This is a genomic window from Rhodococcus sp. IEGM 1305, from assembly GCF_030058635.1.
In the GTDB taxonomy this organism is placed as follows: Bacteria; Actinomycetota; Actinomycetes; order Mycobacteriales; family Mycobacteriaceae; genus Rhodococcus_F; species Rhodococcus_F opacus_D.
Map to the genome: position 1 here is coordinate 51,371 of NZ_JASHKX010000018.1, position 25,395 is coordinate 76,765.

The window sequence follows — 25,395 nt, forward strand, 5'->3', positions numbered from 1 at the left end:
GTCAGATCGTGAACGCGAGGTTGTCGACGATCCTCTTGCCCACGGCGGTGTCGCCGCTCAACGCGATCTCGTCGCGGTGATCGGCCGCCGTCGTCCGGCCGCCCGCCAACCGGGTGAACAGCCGGGAGTCGAGAGTCACGGTCGCGGTGGCCTCGGACGGCAGTGCGTCGACCACCGCGGCTCTGCCGTCGACGGCGACGTGAATGTTCCGCGCGAGCGGTCCCGTCAGCTCCAGGGTGATCCTCGACCCGTCCGGGGCCTTACCGCGCTTGCCGACGAGGAACGCGACAGCGCCCGCGATCTCCTCGAACGCCGTCTCCCCGCGCAGGCCGCCCTCGTCGCCGGGCAGCGCGAGGGCGTCGCGCAGGTCGAGCTCGTGCATCCAGCAGTCGAACACGCGGATGCGCATGAACCGGAGGTAGGGAGCCGGACCGACCGGTGTGGTGGTCTCGGCCTCGAACGCCTCGTCGGTCATCTCGCTCAGCTCCGACCGCCTGCGGGCCACGATCACCCGGAAACGCTCGAGCATCTCGGGGCCGGAGCAGCCCCGCAGCCCTTCGACCCACTCTTCGTTGAACGCACCGATCGCGTTGCGCACGTGCGCGAGGCCGCGGACGTCGATACTGGTGTGCGGTGCGGAGATTCCGGCGAGGAGCGACTCCGTGCCGATGAGATGCGCGGTCACGTCGTGGACGGTCCAGCCCGGCAGCGCGGTGGGCGTGAACCACGCGTCGCCGGACAACGTGGACAGCACGTCGTCGAGTACGTCCCATTCCTCGAACAATGCGTCGAGGATCGGTTCCTTCTGCAGGGCATTCACGGGTCGTACGCCTCCTTTTGCCTCAACTCTAGGACCTCCCGCCGACGCGTCCGAGGGTTTTCGCCGCGGGCGGACGAATGCGCCGGTGACGGCGTCGAAGGCCTCCCCGGCCCGGGTTCGGTGTGGTAGACCGATGGTGAGAATCTCCATTAACAAAAGGAGTGCGGATGTTCCCTGGAAACTTCGTGGCGACCACCCCGGACAAGCCCGCTGTCATTCGTCCCTCGACGGGGGAGCAGCTGACCTACCGGGAGCTGGACGAGCGGTCCACCCGCCTCGCACGGCACCTGCGTTCGCTCGGCCTGAAGGTCGGCGACCACCTGGCGCTCGTGTCGAGCAACGACCTCCGGGTTCTCGAGGTGTACTGGGCGGCGCTGCGATCCGGGCTGTACATCACCGTGGTGAACTGGCATCTCACCCCGGAGGAAGCCGGTTACGTCGTGGACGACTGCGGAGCCGAGGTGCTCATCGTGTCCGCCGATGCGGGCGGCGCCGTGCCGCGCGAGGAGAATCAGCTGCCCCGCATCCGTCACCGTCTCGTGTACGGCGGCGAACTCGACGGATTCGACAGCTACGACGACGCCGTGGCGGCGCAGTCGGCCGAACCGCTCGATTCGCAGCCCCGCGGGCAGGACATGCTGTACTCCTCGGGCACCACCGGCAGGCCCAAGGGGATCAAACCCGCTCTGCCCGAGGGCGAGGTGGACACCACCACGGATCCGTACACCGCCGTGTTCGCCCCGATGTACGGATTCGATTCCGACACCGTCTATCTGTGCCCCGCACCCCTGTATCACGCAGCGCCGCTGCGCTTCTGCGGCACCATCACGTCCGTCGGCGGCACGATCGTCCTGATGGACCGCTTCGACGCCGAGGAGGCGCTGCGGCTCATCGAGGAGTACCGGGTGACCCACAGCCAGTGGGTCCCGACGATGTTCGTCCGGATGCTCAAGCTGCCCAAGGACGTTCGCGACAAGTTCGACGTGTCGAGTCTGAAGGTGGCGATCCACGCGGCGGCGCCGTGCCCGCCCGACGTGAAGCGTTCGATGATCGAGTGGTGGGGCCCGGTGATCCACGAGTACTACGCGTCCACCGAAGGCGCCGGTGCCACGTTCATCGACAGCGCCCAGGCCCTCGCGAAGCCGGGATCGGTCGGCCACGACGGGGTCATGGGCATCGTCCACATCTGCGACGACAACGGTGCGGACGTACCCGTCGGTGACATCGGGACCGTCTACTGGGAGAGGGAGGAACGGCCGTTCGAATATCACAACGACCCGGCCAAGACCGAATCCGCGACGCACCCCGACCATCCGACGTGGACCACGAGCGGCGACATCGGGTACATCGACTCCGACCGCTTCCTCTATCTCACCGACCGCGCCGCGTTCATGATCATCTCCGGTGGGGTGAACATCTACCCGCAGGAGTCGGAGAACGTTCTCACGATGCATCCCAAGGTGTTCGACGTCGCGGTGATCGGCGTGCCCGACGAGGAGATGGGCGAACAGGTCAAAGCCGTCGTGCAACTCGTCGAGGGGGTGGAACCGTCCGATGCCGTCGCCCGCGAATTACTCGACTACGTGCGCGACCGGGTGAGTCACTTCAAGGCACCGCGCAGCATCGACTTCTCCGACGACCTGCCGCGCACACCCACCGGCAAACTCGTCAAGCACAAACTCCGTGCCCGGTACCTGAACGCCGGCTGAATTCCGGCACGTCACCTGTCCCGCCCGTCACCTGTCCCGCGCCCCCCGCAGCGCGGGCAGGTGCCCGCGGTGTGGTCGGTGAGGAACAACCCGCAGTCGGGGCACACGCGGTCGAGCCAGCAGACGGGGTCGCCGCCGAGGTCGTCGTCCGGTTCGGTGATGGGCGCGGCGTCGTCGCGGTGGGCGGTCACAACCGATCCAGCATGTATTCGGCGAGCACCTCGGCGTGACTGTGGCTGACGTCCTTCGTCGCGGTCAGGAGAACGATCGGCCGCCCCTGCGCGAGTTCCTGCACCCGCGCGACAGCCTTCCGTCCGCTCGGTGAGTCGAGCTCGTGGACGTACCGCTCGCGGAACTCGCTGAATGCGGCGACGTCGTGCGAGTACCAGTGACGCAGCTCCGTCGACGGTGCGAGGTCCTTGGCCCAGTCGTCGAAATGGAACGCGTCCTTGCGGAGCCCCCGCGGCCAGAGCCGGTCCACGAACAGTCGGAGTCCGTCGCCCTCGGTCGGATGGTCGTAGACCCGCTCGACGACGACCGGTGGATTCGCGGTGACGTCCTCCGCGCTCCGTTCCTTCGGTGTGCTCATGGCCGAACCTCCGCTTCCGTGCGGCTGTCTACCGTCAGACTACGACGAAACACCCTGTGACCGGGTTCACAAACGAGCAGAAAGATCTGTGAGAACGACTGTTCGGACTCGATTCAGACGCCTACCCACGGACTTCTCTGTTCCCTACGTCACGCTTTCTCTGGCTACTATCAGCTAACTCAGTCGAGTCGGGGGAAATATTTCCGCTCATCATCGGTTGATCGCCGCTCGTCGCGGCACACACACCATCTACCGCAGGAAGTCGATACATGGATACATCGCAGAGCGCGTCCACCGCGCGCCCGACGGTCGGCGTCGTTCGGGAGTCGAACGACGGTGAGCGTCGGGTCGCGTTGGTGCCGAAGATCGTGGCGTCGTTGATCGCCAAGGGCGTCGACGTGGTGGTCGAGTCGGGTGCCGGTTTGGGCGCGCTGATCCCGGACGAGTTGTACAAATTGGCAGGAGCCGCCATTGCCGACCCGTGGTCGGCGGACGTGATCGTCAAGGTCGCGCCGCCATCGGACGAGGAAGTGGGCCGGTTGCGTGCCGGGCAGACCCTGATCGGGTTCCTCGCCCCCCGCAACCAGGACAATCAGGTCGCCGCGCTGAAGGCGGCCGGGGTGCAGGCGTTCGCGGTGGAGGCGATCCCGCGTATCTCCCGCGCCCAGGTGATGGACGCGTTGTCGTCGCAGGCGAACGTGTCCGGCTACAAGTCGGTGCTGCTCGCGGCGTCGGAGTCGACCCGGTTCTTCCCGATGCTCACCACCGCCGCCGGCACCGTCAAGCCGGCGACGGTGCTGGTCCTCGGTGTCGGTGTCGCCGGCCTGCAGGCGTTGGCGACGGCGAAGCGTCTCGGGGGCCGGGCCACCGGCTACGACGTGCGCCCGGAGGTCGCCGACCAGGTCCGCTCGGTCGGTGCCCAGTGGCTCGATCTCGGGATCGACGCCGCCGGTGAGGGCGGCTACGCCCGCGAGCTGACCGAGGCGGAGCGGGCGCAGCAGCAGCAGGCGCTCGAGGACGCGATCAAGGGCTTCGACGTGGTCATTACCACCGCCCTGGTGCCGGGCCGTCCGGCGCCGCGGTTGGTGACCGCGGCCGCGGTGGAGGGCATGAAGCCCGGCTCCGTGGTGGTCGACCTGGCCGGGGAGACCGGCGGTAACTGCGAGCTCACCGAGCCCGGTCAGACCGTGGTCAAGCACGGGGTGACGATCTGCTCGCCGCTGAACCTGCCCGCCAGCATGCCCGAGCACGCCTCGGAGCTGTACTCGAAGAACATCTCCGCGCTGCTCGAGTTGATGCTCGTCGACGGGGCGCTGGCCCCCGATTTCTCGGACGAGGTCCTCGCCGCGTCCTGCGTCACCCGTGAGGAGGGTGTGTCCTAGATGTATACCGAATTGTTGGCGAACATCGCGATCCTGGTGTTGTCCGGGTTCGTGGGGTTCGCGGTCATCTCGAAGGTCCCGAACACGTTGCATACCCCGCTGATGTCGGGCACCAACGCCATCCACGGCATCGTCGTGCTGGGTGCACTGGTGGTGCTCGGCAAGGTCGAGAACCCGCCGTGGGGCCTGCAGGTGATCCTGTTCGTCGCCCTGGTCTTCGGAACGATCAACGTGGTCGGTGGTTTCGTGGTCACCGACCGGATGCTGGCGATGTTCAAGTCCAAGCCCGCCGCCCCCGCCGCTGCTGCTGTTGTTGAGAAGGGTGGGGACCGGTAATGGAGTACTTGGTCAACGTTCTGTACATCGTGGCGTTCGCGATGTTTATCTACGGTCTGATGGGCCTGACCGGCCCGAAGACCGCGGTCCGCGGTAACCAGATCGCCGCGGTCGGCATGGGTGTCGCGGTGGTCGCCACTCTGATCGCGATCCGGGACACCTCCAACTGGGTGCTGATCGTCGCCGGTCTGGTGATCGGTGTGATCCTGGGTGTGCCGCCGGCGTTGCGGACGAAGATGACCGCGATGCCGCAGCTGGTGGCACTGTTCAACGGTGTCGGTGGCGGCACGGTCGCGTTGATCGCGTACGCCGAGTTCCTGGACTCGGACGGGTTCACCGCCTTCCAACACGGTGAGTCGCCGACGGTGCACATCGTCATCGCGTCGCTGTTCGCGGCGATCATCGGGTCGATCTCCTTCTGGGGTTCGGTGATCGCGTTCCTCAAGCTGCAGGAAACCCTGCCGGGCCGGCCGATCGGCATCGGCAAGCTGCAGCAACCGCTCAATGCGGTGCTGCTGATCGGGGCCGTCGCATTGGCGGTGGCCATCGGAATCAAGGCCATCGAGCCGACCGGACCCACGTCGCAGTGGTGGATCGTGGGGGTGCTGGTGCTGGCGGCGGTGCTCGGGTTGATGGTGGTGCTGCCGATCGGCGGCGCCGACATGCCCGTGGTGATTTCGCTGCTGAACGCGTTGACGGGTCTGTCCGCGGCGGCCGCCGGTCTGGCGCTCAATAATCAGGCGATGATCGTGGCCGGCATGATCGTCGGTGCGTCGGGTTCGATCCTGACCAACCTGATGGCGAAGGCGATGAACCGGTCCATCCCGGCGATCGTGGCCGGCGGGTTCGGTGGCGGCGGCGTCGCGGCGGCGGTCGGGGACGGGACCGTGAAGACGGCGAAGTCCACCTCGGCGGCGGATGCGGCGATCCAGATGGCGTACGCCAACCAGGTGATCGTGGTCCCCGGCTACGGGTTGGCCGTCGCGCAGGCCCAGCACGCGGTCAAGGACATGGCCAAGCTGCTCGAGTCGAAGGGTGTCGAGGTCAAGTACGCCATTCACCCGGTGGCGGGCCGGATGCCCGGGCACATGAACGTGCTGCTCGCCGAGGCCGACGTCGAGTACGACGCGATGAAGGAAATGGACGACATCAACGACGAGTTCGCCCGCACCGACGTCACCCTGGTGATCGGTGCGAACGATGTCACCAACCCCGCCGCCCGCAACGACCCGTCGTCGCCGATCCACGGGATGCCCATCTTGAATGTGGATCAGTCGAAGTCGGTGATCGTGCTGAAGCGGTCGATGAACTCCGGCTTCGCCGGCATCGACAACCCGCTGTTCTTCGCCGACACCACCTCCATGCTCTTCGGGGACGCGAAGAAGTCGGTCTCCGAGGTCACCGAGGAACTCAAGGCCCTGTAGGCCCTCCGGGCCCGTGCGCCTTTTTCGTAGCACCAGCTACCAGAAAGGCGCACGGGCGCGAAGCGCCTCAGAGGCGCAGACTGCCGCGGTGCCGGGAGAAGGCGATGGCCGCGGTGTCGGGCCGTCGCTCTTCACGCTCGGCGGCGACGGGGGAGTACAGCATCAGGGTGGACGCCAGCGCCCACCAGATCGCCAAGATCATCAGGCCGGCCGCGAGGCCGAAGATGCCGATCGGTTCGATCAGCGCGGCGGCCCCCGCGGCACCGAGGACGACGGCGAAACCCAGGCCCGCGATGACGGGCCGAAACCGCGGCGCCGACACCAGCAGCGCCGAACCGTACAGCGCGGTGACGGCGACGACGTGTCCGCTCGGCAGGAGCACCGACGGTGCATCCGATTCCCATGCCCGGACTGCGGCGCTGGTGAGATTCGCGCCGATACACAGCAGCAGTACCGCACCCATGCCGTACGAAAGTTTTCGCATCGCCGCGACGATGGCGAGGACGACGGTCGCTGCGAGCACCGTGGTGACGTCGATCGCCTGGATCACAGGATCGGCGACGGGTCGGAGTGCCTCAGGGAGGACGAGACCCGACGATTCGGGGCGGATGAGGTACAGCGCGCACAGTGCCGCCACACCCGCCGCGGCGAAGGCGAGGCGACGAAGACTGAGACGCAGCCTGCTAGTCGATTCGGTCACGACACACAGTGTGCCAACCGACGCTGAACGATCGATGAGAGGCCGCTGTGAGGTCGGTGAACGGTCCTGTTCGTGCGGCGAGCGTGTCAGGTGCGCCGGACCGTCCCCGCGAACGTGGCGGCCACGAGCACGCAGACCAGGGGCACCACCATCGCGACGGTGAGCGGAACCACCTGGGTGATCCAGCCGATGGTGGCCGGGCCGGCGAGGAATCCGACGTACCCCAGCCCGACCACCCGGGACATGTTGGTGCCCGCGGAACCCGCGCCGAGGTTCCCCGCGGCGGTGAAGATCTGGGGGACGCAACCCGACAACCCGAGGCCGAACAGCGCCCAGCCCAGGACGGTGAGCGGGAGCAGCCCCGAGACGACGACGAGCAGCATTCCCAGGGCGGCGATCAGGGTGCCGTAGCGGACGACGGCGACGGGACCGAGCGCGCCGCTCACACGGTCCGCGGTGAACCGGCCCACCGTCATCATCACGGAGAAGGCTCCGAACGCGAGGGCGGCGACGGAATCGGACGTTCCGAGGTGTTCCTTGACCTGCAGGGTGCTCCAGTCGTTCGCGACCCCCTCCGACAGCATGAGGACGAAGGCGATGCCACCGAGCGCGAGGACCCGGGTGGACAGCCGGCCCTGTGCCTTCTCGGCGGGAGCGGTGTCGTGCCGAGAGCGGGGACGGTCCGCCATCAGCCACCGCGAGCCCGCGGCGACGGTGACGACCCCGACAGCCCCGGCGACCAGCAACGCCGTCACGGGTGCCCACCCGGCGGCGAGCGTCGCCGCTCCGAGCAGCGATCCTGCCACCCCGCCCACGGAGAACAGGGCGTGGAACGCCGACATGATCGGCCGTCCGTACCGCTGCTCGACTTCGACGGCCTGCGAGTTCATCGACACGTCCAGTGCGCCGTTGGCGAAGCCGAACACGAGCAGGGCGAGACCGAGTTGCCAGGCCGCGGACGCCAGCCCCGGGCCCACGGTGGCGGCCGACAGGAAGAGTCCGGCGATGATCACCATGCGCCTGCTGCCGAACCGGTCGGCCAGTGGACCGCTGACCTGCATGCCGCCGATCGCGCCGACCGCGAGCAGGAGCAGCAGCGAACCCAGCGTGGAGTGGCTGATGCCGGTCCGGTCCTCGATCGCCGGAATGTGCACGACCCACATGCCGAGCAGGAACCCGTTGATCCCGAAGATCCCGAACGTTCCCGCACGAGCCCGGCGGAGCGGCTCGGTCACTGGTGGACGCGTGTCGACCGCGGACGCTCGGGAAGTGCTCACCGACCAAACGTACCGAGGATCAGAGGTGCGCGAGCAGTGAGGCGGGATCGTGCAGCATCGCCGCGACGGACGACAGGAACCTCGACCCCTGCTCGCCGTCGACCACCCGGTGATCGAACGACACGCTCAGGGTGGTGACCCACCGCACCGCGAGTTCGTCCTCGTGCACCCACGGTCGCCTGGTGACGCTGCCCAGGCAGAGGATGGCCGATTCGCCGGGGTTGAGGATGGGTGTGCCCGCGTCGACACCGAACACTCCGACGTTGGTGATCGACACGGTGCCGCCGGTCAGCTGCGCGGGTTCGGCTCTGCCGCTGCGCGCGGTCGCGGTCAGTTCGGTGATCGCGCGGCACAGTTCGAGCAGGCTCAGCGACTGCGCCTCCTTGATGTTGGGGACGACCAGACCGCGGGGCGTGGCCGCGGCGATGCCGAGATTGACGTAGTGCTTGGTGACGATCTCCTGGTTCTCCTCGTCCCACGAGGCGTTGAGGCTCGGGTTCTCGCGCAGCGCGACGATCATCGCCTTCGCGACCAGGCTCAGTGGTGTCACCGACAGTCCCTCGAAAGCGGGGAGGTCACGCAGGCGGTCGAGCAGTTCCACCGACCGGGTCACGTCGACGGTCACGAATTCGGTGACGTGCGGGGCGGTGAACGCGCTGCGGACCATCGCCGCCGCGGTCTGCTTCCGGACGCTGCGGATCGGGGTGCGGGTCTCGCGCTCCGGCGGCTCCGGCGAGCCCGGCGTCGACGGCACGGACTGCCCGGCCGAACCCGCGTGGGATTCGACGTCGTTCCGGGTGACGGCGCCGGACGGCCCCGTCCCCGCGACAGCGGCGAGCTCGACCCCGAGTTCACGTGCGGCCGCCCGGGCTGCCGGCGAGGCGTCGGGGCGCCGACGGTCCGGGCCGGACGTGCCGGTCTCCGGAGTGGCCACCAGCTTCCGCCGGGCCCGTTTGCTCTCGGCGGCGGCCTCGGGCCCGTACCCCACCAGAACGGGCGTGCGCGCGGGAGGTTCCTCGGTGGCCGCATCCGTCGCGATCCGGATGATCGGCGTCCCGACCGGCACTGTCGCGCCAGCCGGAACCAGCAGTTCCTCCACGACACCCGCGTACGGCGAAGGCAACTCGACGAGCGCCTTCGCTGTCTCGACCTCTCCGATCACCTGATTGAGTTCGATCGTCTGGCCCACCTCGACGGCCCAGGAGACCAGCTCGGCCTCCGTCAGCCCCTCACCGAGATCGGGTAGGCGGAATTCCTGCGCCAACGGACGGCTCCTTCCTCCGATGGGTGCGATCAGGCCGCGAGGCTGCGATCGACCGCGTCGAGCAGGCGGTCGGCGTCCGGCAGATGGTGCAGTTCCAGTTTCGCCGGGGGATACGGAACGTCGAATCCGCCGACCCTCAGGACCGGCGCGTCCAGCTGGTAGAAGCACCGCTCGGAAATGCGGGCGGCGATCTCCGCGCCCAGGCCGAGGAACGTCGACGCCTCGTGCGCGACGACGAGTCTTCCGGTCTTGCGAACCGACTCCTCGATGGTGTCGAAGTCGATCGGCGCGAGGGAGCGCAGGTCGATCACCTCGAGGGAGTGCCCCTCGTCGGCGGCGATGGACGCGGCCGACAGGGCCGTCGGCACGACGGAACCGTACGCGACGACGGTGGCGTCCGTGCCCTCCCTGGTCACCCGGGCCCGGTGCAGTGGCAGGTCCGGTTCGGCGTCCACGTCGAACTCGGCCTTGTCCCAGTACCGCCGCTTCGGTTCGAAGAACACCACCGGGTCGTCCGCCGCGACGGACTGCTGGATCATGTGGAACGCGTCCGCCGGGTTGCTGGGAGTCACGACGCGCAGTCCGGCGGTGTGAGCGAAGTAGGCCTCCGGCGACTCCGAATGGTGCTCGACCGCGCCGATGCCGCCGCCGTACGGGATCCGGATCGTGAGGGGCGCGGTGACCCGGCCCTGCGTGCGGTAGTGAATCTTGGCCACCTGGGACACGATCTGGTCGAACGCGGGGTAGACGAAGCCGTCGAACTGGATCTCGCAGACGGGCCGGTAGCCGCGCAGGGCCATGCCGAACGCGGCGCCGATGATGCCGGACTCGGCGAGGGGGGTGTCGATGACCCGGTTGTCGCCGAAATCCTTCTGCAGGGTGTCGGTGACGCGGAAGACCCCGCCGAGGCGTCCGACGTCCTCACCCATGATCACGACCTTGCGGTCGTGTTCGAGGGCGCGCCGGAGGCCTGCGTTGAGTGCGGCGCCGAGCGACAGTGTGGTGGTGGTCATGACAGTGCCTCCTCGATGCCTGCGAAGCCCGCGAGGTACGCGGCGTACTGCTCGCGCTCCTCGTCGATGAGTGGGTGGTCGGTGGAATACACGTGCTCGAACAGGTCGAGCGGCTCCGGATCGGGAGCGCCGATGGTCCCGGACCGCAGTCGCGCCGCGACGTCGTCGGCGGTGGCCTGCACCCCGGCGAGGAACGTGTCGTCGAGCAGGCCCTCCCGGTCGAGGAGGCGCCTCATCCGGTCGATCGGGTCGCGGGCCTTCCAGACCTCGGTCTCGGCTGCCGCCCGATACCGGGTGGGATCGTCCGACGTGGTGTGGGGGCCCATCCGGTACGTGACGGCCTCGATGAAGGTCGGCCCACTGCCTTCGCGCGCCCGCTGAGTGGCCTGGCGGGTGACCGCGAGGACCGCGAGAACGTCGTTGCCGTCCACTCGGAGGGCGGGCATGCCGTACCCGGCGGCGCGCTGCGCGATGGGGACGGGACTCTGCAGGTGGACCGGTTCGCTGATCGCGAACTGGTTGTTCTGGCAGAAGAATACGACCGGCGCGTTGAAGCTCATCGAGAAGCCGAGGGCCTCGGCGAGGTCGCCCTGACTGGTGGCGCCGTCGCCGAAATAGGCGATCGTCGCGATCTCCGCGCCGTCCAGGTGGGCGCCCATGGCGTAGCCGGTGGCGTGCAGCCCCTGGGAGCCGACGACGATCGCGGGATTCGTCACGTTCACGGCACTCGGATCCCATGCGGAATGGGCGCATCCCCGCCACATGCGGGTCATCACCCCCGGGTCCACGCCCCGGCAGTAGGCGACGGCGTGTTCGCGGTAGCTGATGAACGCGTAGTCGTCGGGGCGGAGGGCGCGGGCGGAGCCGACCTGTGCGGCTTCCTGCCCGAGCATGGGGGCCCAGAGTCCCAGTTCGCCCTGGCGTTGCAGGGCGACCGCTTCGACATCCATCCGACGCGCGACCACGAGGTCCTCGTAGAGGCCGCGCAGTTGGTCGGGTCCGATGTCGCGGACCAGGCTCGTGTAGTCGGGTCTGAAGACCCGTCGGCCGTCCGGCTGGATGAGCTGGACCGGATAGGCAATCTTGTCGACCATCGGGGTCACCTCGCGTTGTCGAGTCCGTGAACCTTGTGGGTTCGTAGGAGACGGGTACTGCGGTAGGACAAGTGTGTGTCCTACTTCACAGCATCCACGGGAACGCGAAGTGCGCAAGTGGCACCGCCGGCTTCGGGCAGAATGCCCAGTTTCGGGGGGTCCAGAGGTGTCATGCTGCGTCTAATGATCAATTCGGACACAGCCGACGCCAGGTTGTTGCTGCAAGGGTCCGAGGACCCGGATCACCCCGCGAACACGAACCCGATCGAGGCGAGGACGGCCAGCACCGCGAGGTACACCGCGGGCATCGCGACGGCCCGGGTGTCGGGGTTGCCGTAGTCGCCGTGCCGGACGTGAAAGCCGATTGCGCACAAGAGGAGAATCAGCAGCGCCACCGCCGCGATCACTCCCAGTGGGGTCCAGTAGAGGCCGACGAGAACGCCGACACCCCCGGCGAGTTCCGCCACGCCGATCAGCCGGACCTGTTGCCCGCTCAGGCCCCGGGATTGCAACCCCGTCCACGCGGTTCCCTTCAGTCTCAGCTTGGGAATGCTCACGGCGACGGCACTCACGGCGAGGAGCACGCCGCACACGATGAGGAAAACTTCCACGTCGGTCCCTCCAGTTCCGGCCGAATCGGCCTCACTGTTGCCACCCTAGGGCCGCGACCTGCGGTGCGGACCGGTTCCCTCCGCATCGGGCTTCCGAGCGGTTAGCATCGAGCGCGTGAATGCTGTGGGGCTGAACGAAGATGCCGTTTCTGCGTGGATTGCCGGACTCGGCGTGGGAGCGATCGCGCCGCTGAGCTTCGAGAGGATCGGGAACGGTCAGTCGAATCTCACGTACGCGGTCAGCGACGCGGGTGGTGGTCGGTGGGTGCTGCGGCGGCCACCGCTCGGACATCTGCTCGCGTCGGCGCACGACGTGGTCCGCGAACATCGGATTCTGTCCTCTCTGCAGGGATCCGACGTTCCGGTGCCGAAGATCCTCGGGCTCACCGACGATCCGGAGGTCACGGACGCGCCGCTCGTGCTGATGAGTTACGTCGCGGGGGTGGTGATCGACAGTATCGGCGTGGCGAAGAAGCTGACACCCGAACAGCGGAATGCCGTCGGACTGGCGATGCCGAAGGCTCTCGCGAAGATCCATGCGGTCGATCTCGGAGATGCCGGGCTGGAGGATCTGGCCAGTCACAAGCCGTACGCGGCAAGGCAGTTGAAGCGCTGGACGGATCAGTGGGAGAAGTCCCGCACCCGCGACGTCCCGGCGATCGAGGACCTGGCGGGCATCCTCGAGCGCAACATGCCGGAGCAGACCGAACTGTCGTTGGTGCACGGTGATTTTCACCTGAGCAACGTCATCACCTCGCCCGAGGAAGGTGAGGTGGTCGCAGTGGTCGACTGGGAACTGTGCACGCTGGGCGACCCCCTCGCCGACGTCGGCGCATTGCTGGCCTACTGGCCCGAGGCGGGCGACGAGGACGCCGGACCGTTCCCTGCCTCCACTCTGGAGGGATTTCCCACCCGGGCCGACCTCGTGGAGGCCTACGTCCACCACACGAAACGCGATGTCACGCATGTCGGGTACTGGCACGTGCTGGCGTTGTGGAAGTTGGCGATCATCGCCGAAGGCGTCCTGCGCCGGGTGATCGACGACCCCCGGAACAAGGCCGAGACCGGTGCGCCCACGGTCGCGCTGATCGACGGCATCATCGCCCGGGCGGTGGCCACGGCGGAGGCCGAGGGACTGCGCTGAACCGCCTGGTCGTGCCGGACGTTCAGACGGCGTCCGGCGCCACCAGAAGGGTTGCAGCGCTCCGGATTTCGGCAGGAATCGGCACCGGTCGCCGGGTCTTCGCGTCCACGTACACGTGCACGAAACGGCCGAGAGCCGCGAGTTCGAGCGCGTCGTCGTTCTCGCGGAAGATCGCGAGCGCATACACGATGCTCCGGGTGCCCAGCTTCTCGACGGACAACCCCACCTGCAGACGGTCCGGGAACGTCAGCTCGCTGACGTACTTGCAGGATGTCTCGGCGACCACGCCGATGGCGGGCAGATCGCGGATGTCGGTGCCCGTCGTCGCGATCAGCCAGCCGTTGACGGCCGTGTCGAAGTACGAGTAGTACGTGACGTTGTTGACGTGCCCGTAGTGGTCGTTGTCGGCCCAACGGGTCGGCACCGGCCACAGGGCGGGGAAGTCGGCGGCCGTCGGCAGTGCGGGGGCGTCGTCGTGTTTCACCGTGCCGACCCTAATGCCACGGATCCCCCGGACCATGCGTCGGGCAGAATCGCGTCCTATGTCTGTGCCCGACAGCGATGTGCGCTCACCCGATTCCGCCGCCCAGCCGATCAGCGCCGGAATCGTCACCGCCCTGGTGGGCTTCACCAGTTCGTTCGCGGTCGTACTCACCGGACTGACGGCGGTGGGAGCGAACTCCGCCCAGGCCGCGTCGGGACTGCTGGCGTTGTGTGTGACGCAGGCGCTGGGCATGCTGTGGATGTCGCGGCACTACCGCATGCCGATCACGCTGGCGTGGTCGACGCCGGGCGCCGCTCTCCTCGCCGGTGCGGGGACGGTGAGCGGCGGCTGGCCGGCCGCGGTCGGGGCGTTCGTCGTCGTGGGGGCGGCGGTGATCCTCACGGGACTGTGGCCGCGGCTGGGACGGCTCATCGCGGCCATCCCGTCGGCGTTGGCGCAGGCGATGCTCGCGGGGGTGCTGCTGCCGCTGTGCCTGGCGCCGGTGCTGGCGCTGCGTGACGCTCCGCTGGCCGTCGCACCCGTGATTCTCGTGTGGCTGGTTCTGCAGCGGTACTCGCCGCGGTGGGCGGTGCCGGCCGCGTTCGCGGCTGCCGCAGTGGTGATCGCGATCGGTCTCGCCTCCGGCAGCGACGGGCTGGACACCAGCGCGCTCCTGCCGAGACTCGACGTCACTGCACCGGCCTGGACGTGGCAGGCGATGATCGGGATCGCGATCCCGCTGTACATCGTGACGATGGCGTCCCAGAACATCCCCGGGACCGCCGTCATGAATTCGTTCGGCTACCGGGTGCCGTGGCGGCCGGCCATGCTGGCGACCGGAGTCGGGACCCTGGTGGGCGCGCCCGCCGGTGGACACGCCATCAACCTCGCCGCCATCAGCGCCGCCCTCGCCGCCGCACCGTCCGCACACCCCGATCCCAGAAAGCGCTGGGTCGCGGCCTTCACGGCAGGCTGGGCCTACCTGGTGCTCGCCGCCTGTTCCGCCGCGGTGGCCACGCTCATCGCCGCGGCACCTGAGGGCGTCGTGGAGGCGGTCGCCGGTCTCGCGCTCCTCGGCACCCTCGGCGGGGCACTGGCCTCCGCCCTCGACGACGTCCGCGAACGGGAAGGCGCCGTCGTCACCTTCCTGATCGCCGCGTCGGGGGTGAGCATCCTCGGCATCGGGTCCGCGTTCTGGGCGCTGGTCGCCGGACTGATCGTGCGGGTCGCGGTGAGCTCGCGGCGATAATGGGGTGATGACCACCATCGAGGTAGTGCAGGGTGACATCACGACGGTCGAGGTCGACGCCATCGTCAACGCCGCCAACTCCGGTCTGCTCGGCGGTGGTGGCGTGGACGGCGCCATCCACCGGGCCGGTGGCCCCGAGATCCTCGCCGAATGCAGGCAGTTGCGGGCCACCACACTGCAGGACGGGCTCCCGGCGGGGCAGGCGGTCGCGACGACGGCGGGCCGGTTGCCGGCCCGATGGGTGATCCACACGGTCGGCCCCGTGTACTCCGCGTCGGACGATCGGTCGGCCACCCTGCGCAGCGCCTACACCAGCAGCCTGGCGGTGGCCTCCGATCTCGGCGCGCAGTCCGTCGCGTTCCCGCTGATCTCGTCCGGGGTGTACGGCTGGCCCGCGGACGACGCCGTCCGGCAGGCGGTCGGTGCCGTCCGTGAGTCGGACGCCGAAATCCCCCGGGTGCTGTTCGTGGCGTTCGACGCACGAATGGCGTCCCTGCTGCGGGGTGAGGTGGGGTGACAGCGCTGGTTCGGATTCGCGCACGGGGGTAACCGGAGGCGACCGGACTGGATCTTCCCCACGCGGAGGCGGTGGACCGCGCTGAACACCGATTTCGTGTATCTCACGGCAGGACTGGCTCTTCTGCTGGCGGCCACCGTTCCGCGCCTGTTCCAGGACCGTGCCGTCTCGGCGCCGCTGATCGTCCTGGCGGTCGGAGCCGGCGGCGGCCTGCTGCTCGGCGAGTCGGGCACGGACACCCTGTCGCCGGCACTGCATCCGGCTGTGACGGAGCACCTGAGTGAAACCTGCGTCATCGTCGCCCTGATGGGTGTGGGACTGGCGATCGACAGGCCTCTGGGCTGGCGGACGTGGAATTCGACGTGGCGCCTGCTGCTCATCGCGATGCCTCTCGGAATCGCCGCTGTCGCGCTGCTCGGCTGGTGGGTGGCGGCACTGACCCCCGCCGTCGCGATCCTGCTCGGGGCCGTCCTCGCGCCCACCGACCCGGTTCTGGCGTCCGACGTGCAGGTGGAGGGTCCCACCTCGGGCGGCGAGTCCCATCGGGAGGACGACGAGGTCCGGTTCGCGCTCACCTCGGAGGCCGGGCTCAACGACGCTCTCGCTTTCCCGTTCGTGTATCTGGCGCTGTTCATGATCGGCAAGGGACCGATCGAGCAGTGGATCGTGCAGTGGGTGGCCTGGGAGCTGATCGGCAAGGTCGTCATCGGCGCGGCCCTGGGGTGGATTGCCGGTGATCTGTTCGGCCGCGCGGTCTTCCGCTTCCCGATCACACACATGCGCCTCGCCGAACGCAGCGAACCGATCTTCGCGCTCGCCGCCACGTTCGCCGTGTACGGACTCACCGAACTGGCCGGGGGATACGGCTTTCTCGCCGTCTTCGCCTGCGCCGTCGCGATCCGTCGGACGGAGCGGGCCCACGACTACCACGCCGAGATGCACAGCCTGATCGAGCAACTCGAACACGTGCTCACCCTCGCCGTCCTGCTCCTGCTGGGGGTGGCGCTCACCTCCGGTCTGCTGACCGGACTGACGTGGGGCGGGGTTCTCGTCGCGGCAGCCCTCGTGTTCGTCATCCGGCCGATGGTGGGATGGCTTTCGCTTCTGGGCTGCGAGGAAATGTCCGGGCCCGAGCGCCGGGTCACCGCGTTCTTCGGGGTTCGCGGAATCGGATCGATCTACTATCTCGCCTACGCCGCTGCGGAAGCCGGCGTGGACGACGAGAAATGGTTGTGGTCGACGGTGGCCTTCACCGTCGTCCTCTCCGTCCTCGTTCACGGGGTGAGTGCGACACGGGTGATGCGCCTGCTCGATCTTCGCAGGGAGGGCGGTGCAGTCGCGGACCGGTAGCGTCGCGACCGCACCGCCCGACCAGGGGGTGGCCTGCCTGTTTACTCATTGCGCACGGCGGAGGTGCGCGCCGTGTCTGCCGGGTGCTCCGAGTCCTCGGCTGGGTGGACGAGGACGGGCGGCGCCGCCGAGACCACCGAGGGAGTGGGCCGGTTGCCGGCCTTGATCTCGTTGAACAGGATGTTGAGCAGCACCGCGACGATGCTGGCCGCGCTGATTCCCGAGTCGAAGACGATGTGCACCCATTCCGGGAAGGCCGCGTAGAACTCGGGCACCGCGATCGGAATGACCCCGAATCCGAGGGCCACCGCAACGATCACCAGGTTGAGGTTGCCGTCGTACGACACCTTGGACAGTGTCCGGATTCCACTCGCGGCCACCGAACCGAAGAGGACGATCCCCGCACCGCCGAGGACGGGCAGCGGCACGGACGCCACCAGTCGCCCCAGGACGGGGAACAGTCCGAGAGCGAACAGAACTGAACCTCCGGCCGCGACAACGTATCTGCTCTTGATTCCGGTGATCGCGACCAGCCCGACGTTCTGAGCGAACGCGCTGGCCGGGAACGTGCCGAACACCGGTGCCACGGTGGTGGCGAGCATGTCGGCGCGAAGACCGTCGCCCACCCGGCGGGCGTCGACTTTCGTTTCCACGATCTCGCCGACGGCCAGGATGTCCGCCGTCGTCTCGGTCATGATCACGAGGATCACCACCGTCATCGAGATGATCGCGCCGATCTGGAACAGGGGAGTGCCGAACGAGAACACCTGCGGCAGTTCGAAGATCGCGCCCTTTCCGACGGCACCGAAGTCGGCCTTGCCGATCAGCGCGGCGAACAGGGTTCCCACGACGATGCCGATCAGGATCGACAACCGCGACAGGGTTCCCTGCACCAGCCGGCTCACCAGCAACACGATGAACAGGCTGAACCCGGCGAATCCGATATTGGACATCGACCCCCAGTCCGGAGCCTTGGCGTTGCCGCCCATCGCCCAGCGCACCGCGACCGGAAGGAGGGAGATGCCGATGACCGTGATGATCGATCCGGTGACGACCGGCGGGAAGTAGCGCACGATCCTGCAGAAGAACGGGCTGATCAACAGCCCGATCGCACCGGCGACCATGATGGCTCCGAACACCGAGCGCAGTCCGCCCGGACCGCTGGCCACCGCCACCATCGTGGACACCGAGGCAAAGGAAATGCCCTGAACGAGGGGAAGTTTTGCCCCGAAATACGGAACGCCGAGGGTCTGCAGCAGTGTGGCCGCACCGCTGACGAACAAAGCCGCCGACACGAGCAGTCCGATCTCGACGCCGGTCAGTCCGGCGGCGCCGCCGACGATCAGGGGAGGCGCGATCACGCCGCCGTACATCGTCAGGATGTGCTGCAAACCGTAGACATACGACTTTCCGAGCGGCAAACGCTCGTCCTCGGGTCCGGGAGTTCCGGCAACCCGGTGTCCGATCCGCTTCATCGCCGCGCTCCTAGCAGAATCCGGGAACGGAATCCCAGGCGCGGCCGGCGTCGGGAGCGTCCTCGCGCTCGACGGTCGCCTCGATCAACCCGTAGGGGCGGTCGGCCGCGAAGAACACCTCGCCGGGGTTGTCGAGTCCGAACGGTTCCAGGTCGACGAGGAAGTGGTGTTTGTTCGGCATCGAGAACTTCACCTCGGCGATCTCGGGGTGCGCCTCGAGTACCGCCGAACCCATCTGGAACAGGGACTGCTGCAGCGCGAGCGAATGCGTCGTGGCGAAGGCCTCCAGCATGATTGCCCGCACGTTCTCGAAGGTCTTGTCGAAGTCGACGTCGGTGGTGAGGTACCGCCACCGGGCGCTCACCGACGTCGCGAGGATCCGGTCGGACGTCTCCTGCAGCGTGGTGTACTTGTCCTTCGGGTAGCCTCGGAACTCCGAGCCCGTCGACTTCAACACCACCATGTTGCTGAGACCGGACACGATCCACGTCCGATCGCCGTCGATGGTGACCACGGTGTTTCGCCGTTCGTCGCTCGATCGGACGAAGGAATGGTCGTGGCCCTCGCCGTCGACCGGGATCCGCGCCCACGAGTACTGCTCGATCTCCCACCGGCCGCCGGTGATCCACTCGAATTCCCCCGTGAAGTGCTGTCCGAGCCGCATGGCGAACGTCTCGATCGAGCCGACGCCGTCGCGGGCGAACGCGTACACCGTGTTCTTCTGGGTGTCCGTGGCCACGACGTGCGCGTTGTCGCCGTCGGTGTGCACCGCGTCGAGGTCGCCGCGCAGTTGCGACGTCACGGTGACGTCTTCGATCTCGTGTCGCTTCGTGTCCCGGGTGATCTTGACCAACCGGACTTCTGCCTTGCCGTACTGGTTCTGGCCGAGCACGATCTTGCTCATGATTAGCTCCCTCGGTAGGTCGAGTATGCGAACGGGCTGAGAAGGACTGGTACGTGGTAGTGCTGTTCGCTGTCGGTCAGCGCGAACGTGATGGTGATGTCGGGGTAGAACGCCGGACGTCCCTTCGAGGCGAAATAGCGTCCGGTGTCGAAGACGATCCGGTAGGTGCCCGGCTCGAGTCGGGCGGGACCCAGGGTCGTGACGCGTCCGTCGTCGTCGGTGACGGCCTCGGCCACGGTGATCCAGTCGGACTGCCGCTGGACCGTCAGCGTGACCGGCACCTCCCGCGCGGGCATGCCTTCGGCCGCATCCAGCACGTGGGTGGTGACCTGGCTGATCTCGCTCATGCGTCCAGCATCCCGGCGAGCCGACGTGCGGCGATGTCGCGCAGTTCCTCTGCGACAACGGCTAATTCGCTGTCCTCGTCGTTGAGGAGCCGGCGGTCGAGTGCGGTGAGGATGTCGGACGTGCTGCGGCCGGCGGCGCGGACGAGGAAGACCCGGCCGAACTTGTCCTCGTAGGCGCGGTTGCCGTCGGTGAGCCGCTTCTGCGCCGCCGCATCGGACGAATCGACGTTCGACTGCTCCGAGCGTGCCAGGTGCGCCTGGGCGTCGTCGCCTCCCGGGGGTTCACCGATTCGGGGATGGTGCGCGAGGGCTTGCTCGATCTCGTCCGCGGAGAGCGGTCCCGAGCCCGACCTGGCGGCGGTGAGAAGTGAGGCGCGATCGGTGTACGGCCGGGCGGACACGAGTTCGTCTGCCCACCGGGGAATATCCAGGCAGATTCGCGCCAGTTCCGTTGCCTCGGAGTGTGAAGCCTCGTTGAATCGTTGGAGTCCTGCATCGAGATCCATGCGACCCTTCTTCCACAATGCGAAATAATGATTCCGTATAGAGAAGCGTGACAGGGGTCACAATTCATGTCAAGACCCAAAATTGAATTAATCCAGATTCGGATGCGAGTGCGGTCCGCGGCGTGCTGGAATCACGACCCGCGAAAGCTGTTGTAGGACAACAGTGCGCGGGCGCGGTCGCGCCGAAATGCGGGGTTCGGGTCCTCACAGCCGGCGCGAACAGGTCGGCCTTGCGCAGGATGCCGTCCCGGTGAAGGCGACCGCGAGGAGGCGGACGGGATCTGCACGCCTGCCTGCGCGACACGGAGTTCCTGCAGCAGCTCGCTCGAGTTGCGTGTGAGCCGTTGCAAGAACTCCTCGGTGCTCACCTCACGACCGTGAGTACTCGGAGGCCCTGCGGATCTCTTCGGGGGACGGGCGGACACCGGTGTAGAGCACGAACTGCTCCGCCGCTTGCAGTGCAATCACCTCGGCGCCGGTGATGACGGTCTTGTGGCGTTCGGCCGCGGCCCGGATCAGCGGCGTCGCGGCGGGCATGGCAACCACATCGAACACGGCCTCCGCCGCATCGATCGCATCGAGTTCGAACGCCAGATCGTCCGCTTCGGGACCGCCCGCCATGCCGACGGGGGTGGCATTGATCAGGAGCCCCGGCCGTGCCGCGCCGAGTTCGGGTTGCCAGTCGAATCCGTACTGCTTCGCGACGGCACCGCCCGTCGTCTCGTTGCGGGCGACCACCGTGACGTCGGTGAAGCCGTAGTCGCGCACGGCGGCGACCACCGCTTTGGCCATTCCGCCGCTCCCGGCCACCGCGACGGACAGCGAGTGGGGCAACGCGTTGTCGCGCAACAGGTTCGCGATGGCCTGGTAGTCGGTGTTGTAGGCGTGCAACACTCCGTCCTCGTTGACCACCGTGTTGACGGACTCGATGACCGACGCCGATTCGTGCATCACGTCGACGTACTCGATGATCTGCTCCTTGAACGGCATGGAGACACCGGCGCCGCGAATGCCCAGCGCGCGGATGCCGCCGACCGCAGCCTGGAGGTCGTTGGTGGTGAACGCTTTGTAGACGAAATTGAGGCCCAGCTCGCCGTACAGATAATTGTGAAACCGGGTGCCGATGTTGCTCGGGCGGCCGGAGAGCGAGATGCAGAGAAGAGTGTCTTTGTCGAGCTGGTTCATCCGGTAAATACTAGTAGTGGGCTCCCATCCGTGCGCGTTCTCAGCTCCGAATACACGGTGACGACGGCAAAGGAGCAGGGCTGCGATGACTACGACGATCGGTGACCGGCACGAGGCGGCGCGGACGCCCCGGAGACGGCGGCACCTGTTCTCCCGCGCGCTCGCCGGAGTGATCGCCGCCGGAGTCGTGCTCGGGGTGGGCGAACTGCTGTCGGTGCTGATCGACCCGAACTCGTCGCCGTTCTACGCGGTCGGATCGACGACGGTGGACCGCAGTCCTGCCTGGGCTCGCGAGTTCGCGATCGACACGTTCGGCACCAACGACAAACCCGCACTGTTCGTCGGGATGACGATCCTCATCGTGCTCCTCGCTGCGACAGCGGGCATCGTCGAGCGTCCCCGCGCCCCGTTCGGCAGCGCGATCCTGGCGGTTCTCGGGCTGGTGGGAATCTTTGCCTCGACCCAGCGTCCCAGCGCCACGTGGATGTTTGCGCTGCCGACCGTGGTGGGAGTCGTCGCCGGCATCGCGGTTCTGCGGGTGCTGACGACCGCCGCGCGGGCGCCCGAGGACTCCGATGCCGAGGATTCGTGGTTGCCGCGCCGGACTTTTCTACTGTTGGCCGCGGCCGCCGCCGCGACGGCCGCGGCCGCGGGAGCCGCCGGCCGGTACCTCGGGCAGCAGGCCGCGGGAGCTCTGGACAACCGCCGCGCCTTCGCCCTTCCCGACGTGTCGGACCGGGCGGCCCCGATCGCTCCCGGCACCGACGTCGACGTGCCGGGAGCCACCCCGTTCGTCACGTCGAACGAGGAGTTCTACCGGATCGACACCGCACTGCGGGTCCCGCGGTTGACGACGGACGACTGGCAACTGCGCATCCACGGCATGGTCGACCGCGAGCTCACGCTGACGTGGGACGACCTGGTCGCGAGGACGCCCGTCGAACGGGTGATCACGCTGACGTGCGTGTCCAACGAGGTCGGCGGAAACCTTGCCGGCAACGCGACGTGGATCGGCTACCCGATCAAGGACATCCTCGACGAGGCCGGCGTGCAGCCCGGTGCCGACATGCTGCTGTCCACGAGTAGCGACGACTTCACGGCGGGCACCCCGGTCGAGGCCCTGTGGGACGGGCGCGACGCGATTCTCGCGGTGGCGATGAACGGTCAGCCGTTGCCGTTCGAGCACGGTTATCCGGTGCGGCAGGTCGTTCCCGGTCTCTACGGCTACGTGTCGGCCACCAAATGGGTGGTGGATTGGGAACTCACGCGATTCGACGAGGCGGAGGCCTACTGGACCCAACGCGGATGGTCCGCGAAGGGTCCGATCAAGACCGCGTCGCGGATCGACGTGCCCGCCTCGTTCGCGCCCACCGCATCCGGACCCGTCCTCGTCGCCGGAACCGCGTGGGCGCAGCACCGCGGCATCGAGAAGGTGGAGGTGCGGGTCGACAACGGCGAATGGCAGACCGCGACCCTCGCCCCGCAGTACACCATCGACACCTGGCGGCAGTGGACCTGGGAGTGGCAGGCCACGTCCGGCCTGCACACCCTCCAGGTGCGGGCCACGGATCTGGGCGGCAACGTTCAGGTGGAGGAGCGGACGCCGCCGATTCCGGGTGGCGCCACCGGCTGGCACACGCGGTCCTTCACCGTGGCCTGAGGCACCGTCGCCTGAGGCGCTCACGGACACTTCTCCGCCACCTCGGCGAGCGCGTCGCGGTCCGCCACCGTCACCGGAAGCCCGTACTCCACCGCCACCGACAGGTATTTGCCCGCGTAGAAGCAGTGGTACGCCGGATTCGGTGGCAGCCAGTCCTGCGGGGTCTGGTCGCCCTTGTCCTGGTTGTCCGCACCGTTGACGGCCAGCAGATTGAACGTGACGTCGTTGGCGAACCGGAGCCGACGCTCGGGCGACCACGTCGACGCGCCCATGTCCCACGCCGCCGCCAAGGGGTAGACGTGGTCGATCTGAACGGCTTTGGCGTCGGCTCGGTCGAATGGAAGCACCTCGCCGGAATACGGATCGGCGAGGACGCCGCTCAGCACCACGCAACCGCGGGTGCCGTCGCGGAACGCCACCGAGCGGAGATCGAGCGCGAGAACGTTGTTGCGGGTGTCGCACCCGTCGTGACCCGCCGCGGCGTCCTGGTCGTCGGTCCAGGCCGGGCCGAACACACACAACTCCTTGCCGGAGCAGCCGCGCTGGTATCCGCCGGGGTGCGGGCGGGACTCGACCGTCGTGACCCGGCCGAGCAACTCCTCGATGTGTGCGCGGGGCGGACTGCCCGGCGCAGGGCCGGGACCGCTGAGGTCGAGAAGCGACACCCCGCAACCGCAGACCGCCAGGATCGCCGCCAGCCACACGGCCACGTACAGAAGTCTCATGCGTCCCCCGGCGCTCGACCCATCTCCCCCTACCACCGGGAGTATGCACCGGGCCCCCGACAGGTCAAGTGAAGGGCAGGCGCACAGCGGCGATCGATGACAGGTGCATGCCGTCGTGGCCGATCACCCAGGAACCTCCGCTCTGCCTGCACTCGGCGAGCAGGTCGAGGGTGCGGAGGAGGAAGAAGATCGCCTCGCTGGGGGTGGGGGTGACCGCAAGCCTGTGTGCCTCACCGTGTTTCATCCCGTCGAGCCACACGCCCGACTGTCCGTCCAGTCGAATCGTCACGATGTGCGTGGCATCGACGAAGGCGTACTTCCGTTGCTCCCACGGAGTGGTGAGCGCGTACCCCTGTTCGAGAACCTGGATCAGGATGCTCATGACCGACTCCCGAGTGTCCGGCAGTTACGTCTCTCCAGCATCTACCTCGGAACGGGTGAAAGCCAGACCTGCTAACCGAACTCGATCACGACCTTGCCGCTCGTGTGACCGGACTCGACCATGGCGAGAGCGTCACCGGCGTGTGCGAACGGGAATCGGTGGGCGACCCGCGGGTCCAGGGTCCCGTCCGCCACCAGTGCGGCCACCTCCGCGAACACCGCGGACGTTCGACGCCGTTCCACTCCCGAGCCGCCGAGATCGCGCGCGGCGAGCGAGTCGCCGACGCTGATGATCGCCACCGGATCCGCGACCACCCGCGCGGCCTCGGCGAGCGCGTCACCGCCGACGAGGTCGAAGACGGCGTCGACCGGGCCGGGTATGCGTGCGGCCAGTCCGTCTCCGGACGCCACCCAGGTGGCACCGAGCGATTCGACGACCTCCCGCTTGCTCTCGCTCGCGACGCCGATCACCGTGACGTCCCGCGCCGCGGCCAACTGCAGCGCCGCCACCCCCACGCCGCCGCCCGCACCGACGACGAGCAACCGACTGCCGGGCGCCAGGTCCAGGGTGGTCAGCGCGTCGTACGCGGTTCCCGCCGCGACGGGGAGCGTGGCCGCGTCCGCGAACGAGACCGGGTCGGGCTTGTGCGCCGCCGAGGCCGTGTTGAGCAGGGTGTACTCGGTGTATCCGCCGAATCCGGTGGAGGTCGCGCCGAACACGGCGTCGCCGACCGCGAAGCCGGTCACCCGGGGGCCGACATCCGCGACCACACCGGCGACCTCCCGGCCCAGAACGGCGGGAAGGGTGACGGGGACGGTGTCCTTGCGCGTGCCCGCCCGCACCTTCCAATCGGCGGGATTCACGCCGGCCGCGTGGACGGCGACCAGCAACTGTCCGGGGCCGGGGGAGGGAACGGGGACGTCGAAGAACTGCTGCGTCTCGGGGCCGCCGTACTCGCTGAAGCCGTATGCCATGCTCACGCCCACAGTCCTATCACGAACCGGGGCCGGGATTCGGGCACGACGAAGGCCCGCCGACGTGGAGTCGGCGGGCCCTTCTCGTGAGAACTCAGCCGCCCAGGGAACCCAGGGAGCCTGTGCCTCCGCCGCCACCCATCAACGGTCCGAGAACCTGGATGAGTTGAACGAGAACTTCCAAGATCTGTTCCATGTCCATTTTGTCTTCCTCCGATCACTGCGATCACGTACGGCAGCGATCCCGGTGAGTTACCGGCGTGGACAGCCGCCA

At 68.0% G+C, this 25,395-nt stretch carries 28 protein-coding genes; 9 read left to right on the top strand and 19 right to left on the bottom strand.

The genetic code is table 11. The annotated features are described in order from the left end of the window. Position 1 precedes the first annotated feature (1 nt). Entirely contained in the window at positions 2–820 is an 819-nt protein-coding gene (locus QM693_RS22910) for a maleylpyruvate isomerase family mycothiol-dependent enzyme (RefSeq protein ID WP_280783687.1), read from the bottom strand. Between the two features lie 167 nt (positions 821–987). Between QM693_RS22910 and QM693_RS22915 the strand changes: the two genes are divergently transcribed. Further along, positions 988–2,529, top strand: coding sequence for an AMP-binding protein (locus tag QM693_RS22915; RefSeq protein WP_105423739.1), 1,542 nt, complete (start codon positions 988–990; stop codon positions 2,527–2,529). A gap of 11 nt (positions 2,530–2,540) precedes the next feature. Here the strand turns inward: QM693_RS22915 and QM693_RS22920 are convergent, their stop codons facing one another. After that, on the bottom strand, positions 2,541–2,720 hold the full coding sequence (locus tag QM693_RS22920) for a hypothetical protein (RefSeq protein ID WP_283353527.1): 180 nt from the start codon (positions 2,718–2,720) through the stop codon (positions 2,541–2,543). Next, the gene (locus QM693_RS22925) at positions 2,717–3,118 is read right to left on the bottom strand and encodes a DUF488 domain-containing protein (RefSeq protein WP_280783684.1); all 402 of its coding nucleotides are present in this window, start codon (positions 3,116–3,118) and stop codon (positions 2,717–2,719) included. The genes QM693_RS22920 and QM693_RS22925 overlap by 4 nt, the downstream gene beginning before the upstream one ends. A 269-nt stretch (positions 3,119–3,387) precedes the next feature. Between QM693_RS22925 and QM693_RS22930 the strand changes: the two genes are divergently transcribed. From QM693_RS22930 to QM693_RS22940, 3 genes are read left to right on the top strand one after another with little or no spacing between them, the layout of a single operon-like run. Next, positions 3,388–4,500 carry a Re/Si-specific NAD(P)(+) transhydrogenase subunit alpha gene (locus QM693_RS22930; protein ID WP_283335835.1) on the top strand — a complete coding sequence of 371 codons (1,113 nt, stop codon included), beginning with the start codon at positions 3,388–3,390 and terminating at the stop codon, positions 4,498–4,500. Next, positions 4,501–4,836 (top strand): NAD(P) transhydrogenase subunit alpha part 2, encoded by a 336-nt coding sequence (locus tag QM693_RS22935; RefSeq protein WP_283353528.1) that lies wholly within the window; start codon positions 4,501–4,503, stop codon positions 4,834–4,836. Further along, positions 4,836–6,260 (top strand): NAD(P)(+) transhydrogenase (Re/Si-specific) subunit beta, encoded by a 1,425-nt coding sequence (locus tag QM693_RS22940; RefSeq protein WP_283353529.1) that lies wholly within the window; start codon positions 4,836–4,838, stop codon positions 6,258–6,260. The genes QM693_RS22935 and QM693_RS22940 overlap by 1 nt, the downstream gene beginning before the upstream one ends. Positions 6,261–6,327: 67 nt before the next feature. On the opposite strand, the gene QM693_RS22945 is transcribed toward QM693_RS22940, so the two are convergent. From QM693_RS22945 to QM693_RS22970, 6 genes are all read right to left on the bottom strand, one after another. Further along, complete coding sequence (locus QM693_RS22945) at positions 6,328–6,960, bottom strand: hypothetical protein (RefSeq protein WP_283353530.1); 633 nt, start codon at positions 6,958–6,960, stop codon at positions 6,328–6,330. 86 nt (positions 6,961–7,046) lie between these two features. After that, positions 7,047–8,195 carry an MFS transporter gene (locus QM693_RS22950; protein WP_283353558.1) on the bottom strand — a complete coding sequence of 383 codons (1,149 nt, stop codon included), beginning with the start codon at positions 8,193–8,195 and terminating at the stop codon, positions 7,047–7,049. Between the two features lie 61 nt (positions 8,196–8,256). Continuing rightward, complete coding sequence (locus QM693_RS22955) at positions 8,257–9,501, bottom strand: dihydrolipoamide acetyltransferase family protein (RefSeq protein ID WP_283353531.1); 1,245 nt, start codon at positions 9,499–9,501, stop codon at positions 8,257–8,259. A 29-nt stretch (positions 9,502–9,530) separates the two neighbouring features. Then, the gene (locus tag QM693_RS22960) at positions 9,531–10,514 is read right to left on the bottom strand and encodes an alpha-ketoacid dehydrogenase subunit beta (protein ID WP_283335839.1); all 984 of its coding nucleotides are present in this window, start codon (positions 10,512–10,514) and stop codon (positions 9,531–9,533) included. Next, the gene (gene pdhA, locus QM693_RS22965) at positions 10,511–11,608 is read right to left on the bottom strand and encodes a pyruvate dehydrogenase (acetyl-transferring) E1 component subunit alpha (RefSeq protein ID WP_283335841.1); all 1,098 of its coding nucleotides are present in this window, start codon (positions 11,606–11,608) and stop codon (positions 10,511–10,513) included. Before pdhA ends, QM693_RS22960 begins: the two co-directional genes overlap by 4 nt. Positions 11,609–11,850: 242 nt before the next feature. Next, the gene (locus QM693_RS22970; RefSeq protein ID WP_283335842.1) at positions 11,851–12,219 is read right to left on the bottom strand and encodes a DoxX family protein; all 369 of its coding nucleotides are present in this window, start codon (positions 12,217–12,219) and stop codon (positions 11,851–11,853) included. 115 nt (positions 12,220–12,334) lie between these two features. Here QM693_RS22970 and QM693_RS22975 point away from each other — a divergent pair, with 115 nt between their 5' ends. Continuing rightward, a complete protein-coding gene (locus QM693_RS22975; protein ID WP_283335843.1) occupies positions 12,335–13,363 on the top strand; it encodes a phosphotransferase family protein in 1,029 nt (342 codons plus the stop codon). 22 nt (positions 13,364–13,385) lie between these two features. On the opposite strand, the gene QM693_RS22980 is transcribed toward QM693_RS22975, so the two are convergent. Beyond that, a complete protein-coding gene (locus QM693_RS22980) occupies positions 13,386–13,883 on the bottom strand; it encodes an acyl-CoA thioesterase (RefSeq protein ID WP_283353532.1) in 498 nt (165 codons plus the stop codon). Between the two features lie 22 nt (positions 13,884–13,905). On the opposite strand from QM693_RS22980, the gene QM693_RS22985 reads away from it, so the two are divergent. From QM693_RS22985 to QM693_RS22995, 3 genes are all read left to right on the top strand, one after another. After that, positions 13,906–15,096 carry a benzoate/H(+) symporter BenE family transporter gene (locus QM693_RS22985; protein ID WP_283335845.1) on the top strand — a complete coding sequence of 397 codons (1,191 nt, stop codon included), beginning with the start codon at positions 13,906–13,908 and terminating at the stop codon, positions 15,094–15,096. Between the two features lie 7 nt (positions 15,097–15,103). Further along, positions 15,104–15,613, top strand: a complete 510-nt coding sequence (locus tag QM693_RS22990; protein ID WP_283335846.1) for an O-acetyl-ADP-ribose deacetylase — start codon at positions 15,104–15,106, stop codon at positions 15,611–15,613. Between the two features lie 96 nt (positions 15,614–15,709). After that, positions 15,710–16,963: a cation:proton antiporter gene (locus QM693_RS22995; protein ID WP_280783674.1), complete on the top strand. Its 1,254-nt coding sequence runs from the start codon at positions 15,710–15,712 to the stop codon at positions 16,961–16,963. 41 nt (positions 16,964–17,004) lie between these two features. Here the strand turns inward: QM693_RS22995 and QM693_RS23000 are convergent, their stop codons facing one another. The 6 genes from QM693_RS23000 to QM693_RS23020 form a co-directional block, all read right to left on the bottom strand. Continuing rightward, positions 17,005–18,438, bottom strand: coding sequence for a nucleobase:cation symporter-2 family protein (locus QM693_RS23000; protein ID WP_283353533.1), 1,434 nt, complete (start codon positions 18,436–18,438; stop codon positions 17,005–17,007). Between the two features lie 10 nt (positions 18,439–18,448). Further along, the gene (gene pucL / locus QM693_RS23005) at positions 18,449–19,342 is read right to left on the bottom strand and encodes a factor-independent urate hydroxylase (RefSeq protein WP_280783672.1); all 894 of its coding nucleotides are present in this window, start codon (positions 19,340–19,342) and stop codon (positions 18,449–18,451) included. A 2-nt stretch (positions 19,343–19,344) separates the two neighbouring features. Then, positions 19,345–19,689: a hydroxyisourate hydrolase gene (gene uraH, locus QM693_RS23010; RefSeq protein WP_280783671.1), complete on the bottom strand. Its 345-nt coding sequence runs from the start codon at positions 19,687–19,689 to the stop codon at positions 19,345–19,347. Beyond that, the gene (gene uraD / locus QM693_RS23015; RefSeq protein ID WP_280783670.1) at positions 19,686–20,195 is read right to left on the bottom strand and encodes a 2-oxo-4-hydroxy-4-carboxy-5-ureidoimidazoline decarboxylase; all 510 of its coding nucleotides are present in this window, start codon (positions 20,193–20,195) and stop codon (positions 19,686–19,688) included. Before uraD ends, uraH begins: the two co-directional genes overlap by 4 nt. Positions 20,196–20,326: 131 nt before the next feature. Then, entirely contained in the window at positions 20,327–20,620 is a 294-nt protein-coding gene (locus tag QM693_RS37660) for a DUF6328 family protein (protein WP_349307517.1), read from the bottom strand. After that, positions 20,565–21,380 (bottom strand): shikimate 5-dehydrogenase, encoded by an 816-nt coding sequence (locus tag QM693_RS23020; protein ID WP_280783668.1) that lies wholly within the window; start codon positions 21,378–21,380, stop codon positions 20,565–20,567. Before QM693_RS23020 ends, QM693_RS37660 begins: the two co-directional genes overlap by 56 nt. 85 nt (positions 21,381–21,465) lie before the next feature. Here QM693_RS23020 and QM693_RS23025 point away from each other — a divergent pair, with 85 nt between their 5' ends. Then, complete coding sequence (locus tag QM693_RS23025; protein ID WP_283353534.1) at positions 21,466–23,040, top strand: molybdopterin-dependent oxidoreductase; 1,575 nt, start codon at positions 21,466–21,468, stop codon at positions 23,038–23,040. Positions 23,041–23,060: 20 nt separating this feature from the next. Here QM693_RS23025 and QM693_RS23030 read toward each other — a convergent pair whose 3' ends face one another. From QM693_RS23030 to QM693_RS23040, 3 genes are all read right to left on the bottom strand, one after another. After that, a complete protein-coding gene (locus QM693_RS23030; RefSeq protein ID WP_283353535.1) occupies positions 23,061–23,765 on the bottom strand; it encodes an HNH endonuclease family protein in 705 nt (234 codons plus the stop codon). Positions 23,766–23,829: 64 nt separating this feature from the next. Further along, positions 23,830–24,147, bottom strand: a complete 318-nt coding sequence (locus tag QM693_RS23035; protein WP_037240073.1) for a hypothetical protein — start codon at positions 24,145–24,147, stop codon at positions 23,830–23,832. Between the two features lie 71 nt (positions 24,148–24,218). Then, the gene (locus QM693_RS23040; RefSeq protein ID WP_283353559.1) at positions 24,219–25,121 is read right to left on the bottom strand and encodes an NADP-dependent oxidoreductase; all 903 of its coding nucleotides are present in this window, start codon (positions 25,119–25,121) and stop codon (positions 24,219–24,221) included. Positions 25,122–25,395 lie beyond the last annotated feature (274 nt).